The organism is Xanthomonas euvesicatoria pv. euvesicatoria, from assembly GCF_020880415.1.
Taxonomy (GTDB): domain Bacteria; phylum Pseudomonadota; class Gammaproteobacteria; order Xanthomonadales; family Xanthomonadaceae; genus Xanthomonas; species Xanthomonas euvesicatoria.
In genome coordinates this window covers 56842-68681 of the sequence record NZ_JAJIUJ010000023.1, presented here as the reverse complement: position 1 = coordinate 68681, position 11840 = coordinate 56842, and the positions used below count along the sequence as shown (strand labels likewise).

Genomic DNA, 11840 nt, shown 5'->3' with positions numbered 1-11840 from the left:
ATATCGCTCCTATCCATGTCGGGTCGCCGCCTGTCTGCCAAGGCATTGGTCACCGGCCATCGCGCGGCTGGCGACCGCTGCCCAAGCGCACAGACACCACCCGCATGGCTGGCGGATGTGAGCGACATGTGTGCAAAGCGGGCCGCCAGCGGGCGACGCTCACGGCCTGCTCGCTGGGGCATGCGGAGTCTGGGGTTTCCCAACCCACATGGAATGCTTTCATGAAAGCGATCAACGTCATCACTCTGGTGCTTCTCATCGTCGGTGGATTGAACTGGGGGCTGGTCGGCCTGTTCCAGTTCGATCTGGTTGCCGCACTGTTCGGCGGACAGGACGCACTGCTGTCGCGTGTGGTTTACACGCTGGTGGGGTTCTCGGCGCTGTGGCAGCTGGTACCGCTGTTCCGCAACAACCATGGCACTGCCGAGCATCACACCAGCCCGCACGTGCGCAACAATCCGTAACCTCCTGCCCGCGGCAGGTCTAGCATCTGTGCATGACGCCGGCGCACTGCGTCGGCGTCATGCCATGCGATGCATGCTTTGCGTCTGGGCGCGTGGTCGGCAAGAATCGCAGACACCTCCCTGCTGGCTGCCTTCATGCTCCTGCGCACTGTTGCTGCTGCCTGCCTGCTCGCCCTGCTGTTACCCGTAGCCGCCAACGCGGCTTACCGTAGCCCGCAACAGATTCTGGACAGCTCGCCGGCCAGCGCGTGGCGCGTGCTCGATCCGGACCGCACGCTGTACCTGGAGCTGGATGCCGGACGGGTCATCATCGAGTTGGCGCCGCAATTTGCGCCGGAGCACGTCGCCAACATTCGCACGCTGGCGCATGAGCGCTTCTGGGACGGGCTGAGCATCTATCGCTCGCAGGACAATTTCGTGGTGCAGTTCGGCGACCCCGATGGCGAGACGCCGGCCAAGGCCAAATCGCTTGGCTCGGCCAAGACGCATCTGCCGGCCGAATTCGAACGCGCATCGCAGGGCCTGGATTTCCAGCGCCTGCCCGACAGCGATGGCTGGGCGCCGCAGGTGGGCTTTGTCGACGGCTTCCCGGTCGGCCGCGACACGGCCACCGGCAAGACCTGGCTGGCGCACTGCTACGGCACCCTGGGCGCAGGCCGCAACAACGACGAAGACAGCAGCATCGGCGCCGAACTGTACGTGGTCACCGGGCAATCGCCGCGCCAGTTGGATCGCAACATCACCGTGGTCGGGCGTGTGGTCAAGGGCATGGAATTGCTCAGCGTGACGCCGCGCGGCCCCGACCCGATGGGCTTCTACGAAGACCCCGCGCAACGCGCACCGATCCGCGCGATCCGGCTGGCCAGCGAAGTGCCTGCGCCAGAGCGCACGCCACTGCAATTGCTGCGTACCGACAGCCAGACCTTCCGCGATGTGGTCGAGGCGCGCCGCAACCGCAAGGACGATTTCTACAAGCGCCCGGCCGGGCACATCGACCTGTGCAATGTGCCGTTGCCGGTGCGTGTGCCGCCGGCCGGTTGAATCGGGAATCGCAAGAGCGAGTCGCGCCCCGTCAGCGGGCGCGCTGGCTGAAGGCGACGCTGCCGAGGATCAGCACCGCGGCCACCAGCATGGTCCAGGTGAGCGGTTCGCCCAGCAGCGACCATGCCAGCAGCGCGCCGAACACCGGCACCAGATAGGTCACCGTGGACGCACGCGCCGGGCCGATGCGCTGGATCAGCCGGTAGTACATCAAGAATGCCAGCCCGGTGCACACCACACCCAACGCGGTGGCGCAGGCCCACGCCACCGCCGGCACCGGCGTGGTCGGCCATTGCCACCAGGCCAAGGGCGCCAGCAAGAGCGCACTGCAACCCAGGGTGGACGCCGCCGACGCAGCAGGCGGCAAATCGCCCATATGGCGCTTCACCAGGTTGTAGCCGATGCCGTACAGCAGCGAGGCAGTTGCACCAGCCAGCGCTGCCGGCCCGACGCTCAAGCCGGCGGATTTGCCGGTGGCCAGCACCAGCACGCCGATAAACCCCACCAGCAAGGCCAGCGCGCGACGCGTGCCGATCCGTTCGCCGAAAAACAGGAAGGCGATCAGCGCGGTAAACAGCACCGTCATCGCATTGCAGATCGCCCCGACTGCCGCCGGTGCATGTTGCGCGCCCCAGGCGAACAGCAGGAACGGCAACGCAGAGTTGAGCACACCGATTGCCGCCAGCATCGGCCAGCGATGCAACGGGAAACGTTCGCGTGCCAGCCACAGGAATGGCAGCAGCACCAACGCACCCAGCGCCAGGCGAATTTCCACCAGCACCACGGTGCCGAACTTGGGCGCGGCCACGCGCATGAACAAAAACGAGCAGCCCCACACCACGCCCAGAAAACCAAGCTCAAGCGGCGTACGCCATTGACGTACCGCAAGCTCGGGCTGCACCGACGATTGGGCGCTCATGGCCGTGCTCCCGAACCGTGCCATGCGGGGATGAAACGGCAGAAGACGGCAGCAGGCAGACTAAGAGACATGGCACGATCGTCGCGAAGGGATGATGCAGCATCGGCTGCCACCAGGGGCGCGACAAGCGCGTAGTATCGGGGCGAGCCACAAATCTCACTCATGCCTCGATGAATCTGCGCCCTACCTTGTTACCTGCGCTGGGCGTGTTCGCCGCTGCCGCCCGCCACCAGAATTTCGCCCACGCCGCCGAAGAACTGCACCTCACCGCCAGCGCGGTCAGCCACCATGTGCGCAAGCTCGAAGCGCTGCTGGGTGCGACCTTGTTCCAGCGGCTACCGCGTGGCGTCAAACTCACCGCCGAAGGCCGCCAGCTGGCCGATGCGGCCACCGCTGCGCTGGCCGAGATCGCGGCGGTAGCCGGCAACCTGCATCCGCGCGAAGACGCCATTCCACTGCGCGTTACCACGTTGCGGTCGCTGTCGTATTGCTGGTTGTTGCCGCGGCTGCCGCGCTTTTGCCGCGCCTATCCGCATATCCGTATGGACCTGCAATCGGATACGGCCTTTTCGCGTTTCGAAGAAGGCGGCCCGGACCTGGGTATTCGTTATGGCCAAGGCGCCTGGCCCGGACTGACCTCGCATCACCTGATGGACGACGAACTGTTCCCGGTGGCCTCACCGTCGTTGCCGGAAGTGGCTGCCCTGCGCACGCCGGCGCAGATCGCGCAATTACCGCTACTGACCGACATGTCGCCGCAGGGGTGGCGCGACTGGTTCCGCGCAGCCCAGGTCCGCGGTACCACCGTGCCGCCGATGCACACCTTCAACGACAGCACCGACGCGATGCGCGCCGCCGTGTATGGCCTGGGCGCGGTGCTGGCGCGCAAGCACATCGCCCAGCCCTACCTGCAGCGTTACGAACTGGTACGCCTGCCCGGCCCCACGCTGAAGGCGCGTTACGCGTACTACATCGTGCACCCCAGCCACCGCGAACTTAGCCCGGCCGCGGCATTGTTCATCGACTGGCTCAAGCGCGAAGCACAGGACGAACGCACCCCGATGCCGGCACTGCCCGCCGAATTGGTGGCGTTGCCGCTGAGCGAAGGCGTGCAGGAGCCGCGTGCGAGGCGGCGTTTGCGTAGCGCATCGGCGGCGGAATGAAGTTGCGCGGGTATCTGGCTGTTTGCGTGAAACATTTCGCTGCCCTTTCACGCTACGAGAAAAGGTGCCCGGCAGGGGCCGATGAGGGTAAGAGCGAAGCCTAGTGGAGTCCGGTGCACTTGCGGCTTCGGCGCGTACCTTCACCTCAAACCCCCGTTCCGCGCGCTTGCGCACCATCGGTGCGCAAGCGGTAGATCGGCGCCCCGCAGGAAAGTGGCTACCAGCACGTCCTGAGCGACACTGCATAAATCGCTTGACAGCCATCCCTATCAAGATCATTAATTAGCTAATTCGTTAATTAGCTAACCCACCCATGTCCATCGATCGCATCTTCGAAGCCCTGGCTTCCCGGCCACGCCGGGAAATCCTGGCCTACCTGTCTGCGCAGGAACTGACTGCCGGGCAGATCGGCGAACGGTTTTCGATGAGCGCGCCGGCCATTTCGCGCCACCTCTCCGTGCTGTCTGCAGCCGGGTTGGTCAGCAGCGAGCGGCGCGGCCAATTCGTGGTGTATCGGCTGACGCCCGACAACATGGTCAATACGCTCAGCGGCTTCGCATTTGAGGTCTGCCCCAAGGCAGGCCCGCTGCAGCGCGAGTCACGCAAGCTGGCCAAAAAAACCCGCTAATCCTCCACTCGACTTCTGCTGCAAGGACATGCCATGGACCACCAACGGATCGTCGCAGACACAAGCTTTCCGCGCGTATCGCTGCCCTCGTACAGCGGCGGCCGCCCGGTCGAGGTGATGCTGATTGCGCAACTGGACCCAGGCGCAGGCGATAGCTTGATCGCGCAGACCGGCGAACGGCAGCGACACCACCCGGCACACCACGATGCCCTGGACGAACCGTCGGCGCAGCTGTCCGCACCCGACTTCGGCCATGACGATCGTGCCTCGCTATTTTCGTTTTCGGTCGGGCCGCAGGGGCATCCATTCCACTGCCATGCCGGCAATCGCGTGTTCACCGCAATCACCGGAAGCGGCGGTGCGCAACTGCGCTTTTCCACCGCCTCGGCGCAGCAATTGCGTCAGGACCCGCGGGCCTTCCTGCAGGCGCTGCGCTACGTGGATCTGCCCGGCGATAGCCTGTTTACGGTGCGCTTCGGCGGCGGAACGTGGCACCGGTTCGTGCCTGCGCAAGGGAACGCGGCACACTCGGCGTTCTTTGTGCTGTCCTGCCATCCGGACGAAGCCGGCGGCGACTTGAGCCCCGAGCAGCAAGCCTTGGTCACCCAGGGCACGGCGACCATTGCCAGCTTGACCGAACTGCTGCCGCCCCCTGTCGCGGCGCTGCTGCAGTCCGATGCCTTTCGTGCGGCGGATGTGCCTACCGTTTCGCTGTCGCTGCACGTCAAACCGCAGAGCTGGCAGCAGCGCGCCTGCAGCCGTGCGCGCCGTTGGAGCGGGCGCATCCGCCAGCTGCCGCCGCGCACCCGCCGCCCCGGATTTGTCGCCACCCGCGTGGCACCGCTACGGATCCGCTCGCTGCACGAATTGCCGGCCGATGCATTGCTGCGCGAGCAGTTGAGCGGACAGGTGCATTTTCAGGACACCCATCAGTTGCGCCTGGACACACGCCAACTGCGCAGCGACAGCCTGCAAGGCCTGATGTGCGACTTGCTGCAGGCATTCGTCGATCAACCGCCGGGCGGCGTGAGCGGTTTGATGCGCCTGCGCAACCTGATGGTCAAGCCATTGGGACTACGTACCTCGCACCTGGGTTGCCCGGTGTCTTCGTTGCTCGACCCGAGCGCAGCGCAACGTTTTGCCGGGCGCTTCCCGGTGCTGGCACAACGCAGCGACGCCGATGGGCAGCACGTGCAGATCGTGCTGGGCGCCGACGACAAACATCTGCGCTTCCGCTCGTCGGTGGCATTGCGCCGGGTCGGCACGCACGAGATCGAGCTGACCATGGCCACCCGGGTGAGCTGCCGCAACGGGTTTGGCCGTGTCTACATGGCCTGTATCCATCATGCGCATCACCACTACGTCGTGCCCACGATGCTGCGCGCCGCAGTAGGCCGCGTGATGCAGTCCGACCCCGTTACCAGCCAGGCATGGCCGGCACGGCCCGCGTGATGTGAGCAGCGCGCCATCACCTCGTTTTGTCCTGGCGATGCCTAGGCTTGATGTCCCCAATCCACAGGACACTCCCATGCCTACCCTCCGCATGCGCATCACCGGCACCGACGACGACGCGCGTGCCATTGCCAACCTGCTGCAAAGCATCGACGGCATCGAGCACGTGGAAGAAGTGGACGATCTGATGCCGCACCTGGACGACGAAGATTCCAGCTCGGCAGGCCTGTCGGACGACGAAGGTCCGGGCAGCCACGAGTTCGAAGTGGAAGCCGGCAACGAGGCCACCGCGCAGAAGGTCCGCGACGCGGTGCAAGAGCTGGCACTGCAGCTGGACGTGTTTGTGGAATACGAAGTGGACGAAGGTTGAGCCGGGCTCAGCCCTACCTGTGGCGACAGTGCTGCGTTGCTGGATCGCACGCGACGCCATGACGCGTCCTGCGTCGCTTGGGCATGCCGCTGCGCGCTCAAGCCGCGTGCGACCGAGCGCTGACAGCGCACGCCGCATGCACTGATCGGTCGGATGACCCCGCAGCTGCACGGCAGTCCCGCGCAGCTGCGGTACATCAGGACATCCGGCGCCGACGTACGCGCCAGCGCCACGCCTGCAACAACAACCAGCCGGCGATCAGTGCAACCGCAGCCACCGGCAGTAGCGCTGCCACTGCGCGGATGACGAACGCCACGCTGCTGGAAAATACCTCGCCGAACTCGGCAGCGGCTTGTGCGATCTCGCCCCTGCCCTGCTCGCCACCGGTACTGCGGAAATTGAGCGTCAGCAACTGCGTGCGCACCCGGCGCTGCTGCTGCGCGGCCTGCTGTTGGGTCTGCTGCGCCTCGGCTTCGATCTCGGCCAGCCGCTTGGACAAAGCCAGCAGATCGGTCACCGCCAGATCGCGGCGCTGCTGCAATTCCAGCAGGCGCGCATGCTCTTTTTGCAGCCGCGCCTGTGCCAGGCCGGTGTCGGCGATCTGCTGGGCCAGATCTTCGGCCCGCGTGCTACGCGCGGCGACATCGCCATGCTGGCCGGCCAACTGCACCATGGGTTCGATCCCTTCCGGTGCCAGCCGTACGCTGACGCGCCCACTGGGATCGCGCCCGCCTTCCTGCTCGACCGCCAGCAAGGCGCAGTCGCCGAACTGCGCGTCCTGGCAGGCAGTGCGTATCGCGGCGATGCGCTGGCCGATCTGGTCGGCAGGCAGCTCGATGCGCACATCGTGCTCGTAGGCCAGGGCATTGCCCTGCGCGGCAGGCGGTGCCGGCGCCGCAGCCCCGCCGTCGGCCGCGATCTCCGCGTGATGCTTCGCACACCCGCACAGCGCCCATCCCAGCAGCATGGCCGCGGCATACCGCTGCATGGCACGGCTCATCGGCTGGCTCCGTCGATTGCATGCACCTGCAGCCCGGCAAGATCCACTGCCGGCAGGCAACGCACATTGACCGCGACGCCCATTTCGCCGGTCTTGGGGTTGAGGCCCTCGCTGAAGGGCGCGATCCCGCACTGCGTGCAATAGTGGTGATCGATGTGCTGCTGATTGAAGCGGTAGCTGCCCACAGCTTCCGGTGCGGCCTGAAGCTGCAGCTGCGTGCGCGCGCCGAACCAGAGCAAACCGCCACGGCGGCGACACAGCGAACAGTTGCAGTCGTAGACCTCGGTGATGGGCGCTTCGGTCTGCAGATCGAACGCGATGCGTCCGCAATGACAGCTACCGGCATAGTGCATGTGATCCTCCTTGGAACAGGCCACCGTGCGGATGGCAAGCATGATGTTGCGTGTACGCGCCGCCTGGGTAGCGAGGCGGCGCCCGGGAACCGGAGTGTACGAGCGATCGCGCCCGCAACGTGCAGCCGTCGTGTGCCCCCGGGCGATTGCGCCGCTGCACGGCCGGCAGGATCGGGGCGCTCACCCACACGTGGTGCGCATCTGTCAGGGCACATGGAGGGCGCGCATGATCCGCAGGGTCAGGCGGCACACGCTGGTCCAAGCCTCGGCCGCGCCCGCCTGGCGGTGAGCGCCGTCGATTTATTGGCTGCCCTACACCAATGGCGGATGCGCACGTGGGCGCAGATGCCTATGCTGGCGGTTTGATTCCACCAGGACCTACGATGCGTCAACGCCTGCTTGTCCTCGCCCTGCTCACCGGCCTCAGCGCCTGCCAGCAACAGCCCGAATCACCGCGCGCCGATGCAGCCGCGCCTGCCGCCAGCCAGGCACAGACCCCGGATGCGCGCTTTGCCGCATTATCCAAACAGGCCCTGGACACCTGGATGCAGCTGTCGCCGGTGACCGCCACCCAGACCGGCGACCACCGCTTCGATGCGCAAATCGACGACCTGAGCGCCGGCGGCCGTCAGCGCAGCGTGGATGCGGGCAAGAAGCTGCTGGCCACCCTGGATGCGATCGACGTGGCCAAGCTTTCGCGCGAGAACCAGGTGGATGCGGCCATCCTGCGCAATCAGCTGCAATCGGAGATCTGGAATACCGAGGTGCTGCAAAGCTGGGCCTGGGACCCGCAGGTCTACAACGGGCTGGCCGGCAGCGCGCTGTACAGCCTGATGGCGCGCGAATTCGCGCCGCTGCCCGAGCGCCTGACCGCGGCCACCCAGCGCATGGAAAAGATCCCGAGCATCTTTGCACAGGCACGCGAGAACCTGGACCCGGCGCGCGTGCCGAAGATCCATGCCGAAACGGTGGCCAAGCAGAACAAGGGCATCCTGAGCATCGTCGACAGCTTCATCGCCCCCAACATCAGCCAGCTTGGCCCGATCGAGGCGGCGCGTGCGCAGGCGGCCATCGACAACCTGCGCAAGGCAGTGGCCGAGCAGCAGACCTGGCTGGACACCGTGCTGGTCCCCAATGCCAAGGGCGACTTCCGCATCGGTGCGGAAAAATACGATCAGAAGCTGAAATTCGCGCTGCTGTCGTCGCTGTCGCGTGCCGACATCAAACAGCGCGCCGAATCCGAGCTCAAGCGCGTGCGCAGCGACATGTACGGGATTGCACGCACGGTGCTCAAGGACAAGCCCGGCGCTCCCAAGTTGCCCGAATCGCCCACCGACGACCAGCAGCAAGCGGCGATCGAAGCGGCGCTGGAACTGGCGTATGCCGACAAGCCGGCGCGCGACAAGGTGGTGGACGCGGCCAAGGCAGCGCTGGCCCAATCCACCGAATTCGTGCGCCAGAAGGACTTGATGACGCTACCCGATTCGCCGGTGGACATCATCCTGATGCCGGAGTTCCAGCGTGGCGTGGCGGTCGCGTATTGCGATTCGCCCGGCCCGCTCGACAAGAATCTCAAGACGTTCTACGCGGTATCGCCGATTCCCGACGACTGGAACGACAAGCAGGTCGATTCGTTCCTGCGCGAATACAACACCCGCATGATCCAGCTGCTCAGCATCCATGAGGGCACGCCGGGTCACTACCTGGAAGGCTGGCATTCGGCCAAGTTCCCCTCCACGCTGCGCGCGGTGCTGCGCTCGGGCATGTTCGCCGAAGGCTGGGCGGTGTACACCGAGCGCATGATGCAGGAGCAGGGTTACCTGGATAACGACCCGCTGTTCCACCTGGTGCAGCTCAAGTTCTACCTGCGCACCATTGCCAATGCCATTCTCGACCAGGGTGTGCATGTGGACGGATGGGATCGCGACAAGGCGATGCGCCTGATGACCCACGACACCTTCCAGCAGGAAAGCGAAGCCTCGGGCAAGTGGGTGCGTGCGCAGCTCTCCTCCGCACAGCTCCCGACCTACTTCGTCGGCGTGCAGGAACATCTGGACACCCGCAAGGCGGTACAGGACAAGCTCGGCGAGACCTTCAACCTGAAGGCCTATCACGACAAGATGCTGTCCTACGGTGCACCGCCGGTACGCTTCGCCCGCGAGCTGATGCTGGATCAACCGATCGAGTGAGCATTTCCCTTCTCCCCGCGGGAGAAGGTGCCCCGCAGGGGCGGATGAGGGTACGGGCGAAGCCTCGCGTGCCTCATAGAGGACGCATTTTCTTGGTGCGAATTCAATCGACCATGAAGCCTTGTGTCATCCAAAACTAGCAAGTGGCTTCGCCCCGGACCCTCACCCCAACCCCTCTCCCGATGGGAGAGGGGCTTAGGTCGCCGCCAATGTCTATTGGCCAGTTTCCAACCCGCGTTACCCCAGTCGCGTGTCCTTACACGTAGCTTTCCGTCACGCATCCGCAGCAACAAACCCTCCGGTCTGCCGCGCCCAAAGCCGTGCATACAGGCCGCCATGCGCAATCAATTGCGCATGCGTGCCTGTCTCGACGATCTTGCCGGCATCCATCACCACCAGCCGGTCCATGCGTGCGATGGTCGAAAGGCGGTGAGCGATGGCGATCACCGTCTTGTTGCCCATCAGCGCGTCCAGGCTGTCCTGGATGGCGGCCTCCACTTCCGAATCCAGCGCCGAGGTCGCTTCGTCCAGGATCAGGATCGGCGCGTCCTTCAGCAGCACCCGCGCGATCGCGATGCGCTGGCGCTGACTGCCGGAGAGCTTGACCCCGCGCTCGCCCACATGCGCATCGAAACCGCGGCGGCCTTCGCCATTGATCAGCGTGTCGATGAAACTGTCGGCGCGTGCCTTGCGCACGGCATCGAGAATCTGCGCCTCGCTGGCCTGCGGCCGCCCATACAGCAGGTTATCGCGGATCGAGCGATGCAACAGCGAGGTGTCCTGGGTGACCAGGCCGATCTGCCCGCGCAGGCTTTCCTGCGTCACGGTTGCGATGTCCTGCCCGTCGATCAGGATGCGGCCCTGCTCCAGGTCGTACAGCCGCAGCAACACGTTGACCAGGGTGGATTTGCCGGCACCGGACGGCCCGACCAGGCCGATCTTCTCGCCGGCACGCACCTGCAGATCCAGCCCGGCGATCACCCCACCGCGCTTGCCGTAATGGAAATGGATGTGCTCGAACTGCACCTGCCCCTGCGTTACCTGCAGCGGCACCGCATCGGCTGCATCCTGCACCTGCACCGGTTGCGAGATGGTCTGCATGCCGTCCTGCACGGTGCCGATGTCCTCGAAGATGCCGTTGACCGTCCACATGATCCAGCCGGACATGTTGTGGATACGGATCACCAGACCGGTGGCCAGGGTGATCGCGCCCACGCTGATCTGGCCGCGGCTCCACAACCACAGCGCCAGCGCGCAGGTCCCCACGATCAAAAAGCCGTTGGCCACTGCGATGGCGGTGTCCATGGCGGTGGTCACCCGGGTCTGCCGGCGGTGTTTCACCGCCAGTTCGTCGATGGCATCGCGCACATACGCCTGTTCGCGGCCGGCATGGGCGAACAACTTGAGCGTGGAAATATTGGTATAGCCATCGACGATGCGGCCGGTCGCCTTGGAGCGCGCATCGGAGGCAACCCATGCGCGCGCCTTCATGCGCGGCACGAAAAACGCCATCAGCGCGACGTACACCACCAGCCAGAGCAGCAGCGGCGCCATCAGCCAGGGGTCTGCCTGCGCGAACAGCCACAGGGCACTGCCGGTGTAGACCACGATGTACCACAGCGCATCCACCATCTGCACGGCCGATTCGCGCAGCGAGGTGCCGGTCTGCATCACCCGATTGGCGATGCGCCCGGCAAAATCGTTGTTGAAGAAGCCCAGGCTCTGGCGCACCACGTAGTTGTGCATCAGCCAGCGCGAACGGTTGCTAAGACCCGGCACGATCGCCTGATTGACCAGCAGATTGTGCAGGCCGGTGAAGAACGGCCTTGCCACCAGCGTGATGACCGCCATCCAGATCAGTTCGCCCGCATGCTGCCGGAAGAAGTCCGGCCCAGGCTTGCCGGCAAGCATGTCGACGATGCGGCCGAGGAAGTCGAACATCGCCACTTCCACCAGCGCCAGCAGCAGCCCGGCGATCAAGGTGGCCAGCAGGATCGGCCACAACGGCCGCAGATAATGCAGATAAAAGCGCCACACGCTGCGTGGCGGCATCTCCCGCTCGATGGGCGGGAAGATATCGATCAGGGACTCGAACCAGCGGAACATTGCGCGGACTTCGGAAACACCGGGATCTCAGGCTAGCCGATCGGGCGTCAAGCCGCAGTGGCGCTGGTCGGCACGCGGCTTGATCAGCCCATGCACTGCGTCAACGCCGTCGCCAGGAGAACAAGAGACGAGGTTTGCAGCGCCTTCGCCCATGA

11 protein-coding genes are annotated in these 11840 nt (G+C 65.3%); 7 read left to right on the top strand and 4 right to left on the bottom strand.

The window, feature by feature from the left end:
* Window positions 1–221 precede the first annotated feature (221 nt).
* Complete coding sequence (locus tag LN450_RS03620) at window positions 222–464, top strand: DUF378 domain-containing protein (RefSeq protein ID WP_011348011.1); 243 nt, start codon at window positions 222–224, stop codon at window positions 462–464.
* A 69-nt stretch (window positions 465–533) separates the two neighbouring features.
* A complete protein-coding gene (locus LN450_RS03615) occupies window positions 534–1505 on the top strand; it encodes a peptidylprolyl isomerase (protein ID WP_011348012.1) in 972 nt (323 codons plus the stop codon).
* Window positions 1506–1536: 31 nt separating this feature from the next.
* Here LN450_RS03615 and LN450_RS03610 read toward each other — a convergent pair whose 3' ends face one another.
* Entirely contained in the window at window positions 1537–2424 is an 888-nt protein-coding gene (locus LN450_RS03610; protein ID WP_005919389.1) for a DMT family transporter, read from the bottom strand.
* A gap of 170 nt (window positions 2425–2594) precedes the next feature.
* Between LN450_RS03610 and LN450_RS03605 the strand changes: the two genes are divergently transcribed.
* The 4 genes from LN450_RS03605 to LN450_RS03590 all read left to right on the top strand — a co-directional run bounded on the left by LN450_RS03605 (window position 2595) and on the right by LN450_RS03590 (window position 6037).
* Window positions 2595–3587, top strand: coding sequence for a LysR substrate-binding domain-containing protein (locus LN450_RS03605; protein WP_011348013.1), 993 nt, complete (start codon window positions 2595–2597; stop codon window positions 3585–3587).
* 313 nt (window positions 3588–3900) lie between these two features.
* On the top strand, window positions 3901–4215 hold the full coding sequence (locus LN450_RS03600; protein WP_011348014.1) for a metalloregulator ArsR/SmtB family transcription factor: 315 nt from the start codon (window positions 3901–3903) through the stop codon (window positions 4213–4215).
* Window positions 4216–4332: 117 nt separating this feature from the next.
* Complete coding sequence (locus tag LN450_RS03595; protein WP_228884942.1) at window positions 4333–5667, top strand: DUF2867 domain-containing protein; 1335 nt, start codon at window positions 4333–4335, stop codon at window positions 5665–5667.
* A gap of 76 nt (window positions 5668–5743) precedes the next feature.
* Window positions 5744–6037: a hypothetical protein gene (locus LN450_RS03590; RefSeq protein ID WP_005912915.1), complete on the top strand. Its 294-nt coding sequence runs from the start codon at window positions 5744–5746 to the stop codon at window positions 6035–6037.
* A 196-nt stretch (window positions 6038–6233) separates the two neighbouring features.
* On the opposite strand, the gene LN450_RS03585 is transcribed toward LN450_RS03590, so the two are convergent.
* Entirely contained in the window at window positions 6234–7037 is an 804-nt protein-coding gene (locus tag LN450_RS03585; protein ID WP_011348016.1) for a DUF4349 domain-containing protein, read from the bottom strand.
* On the bottom strand, window positions 7034–7432 hold the full coding sequence (locus tag LN450_RS03580) for a GFA family protein (RefSeq protein WP_080505891.1): 399 nt from the start codon (window positions 7430–7432) through the stop codon (window positions 7034–7036). Before LN450_RS03580 ends, LN450_RS03585 begins: the two co-directional genes overlap by 4 nt.
* A 341-nt stretch (window positions 7433–7773) precedes the next feature.
* Here LN450_RS03580 and LN450_RS03575 point away from each other — a divergent pair, with 341 nt between their 5' ends.
* The gene (locus LN450_RS03575; RefSeq protein ID WP_011348019.1) at window positions 7774–9579 is read left to right on the top strand and encodes a DUF885 domain-containing protein; all 1806 of its coding nucleotides are present in this window, start codon (window positions 7774–7776) and stop codon (window positions 9577–9579) included.
* 273 nt (window positions 9580–9852) lie between these two features.
* Here LN450_RS03575 and LN450_RS03570 read toward each other — a convergent pair whose 3' ends face one another.
* The gene (locus LN450_RS03570) at window positions 9853–11685 is read right to left on the bottom strand and encodes an ABC transporter ATP-binding protein (RefSeq protein WP_011348020.1); all 1833 of its coding nucleotides are present in this window, start codon (window positions 11683–11685) and stop codon (window positions 9853–9855) included.
* Window positions 11686–11840: the final 155 nt, after the last annotated feature.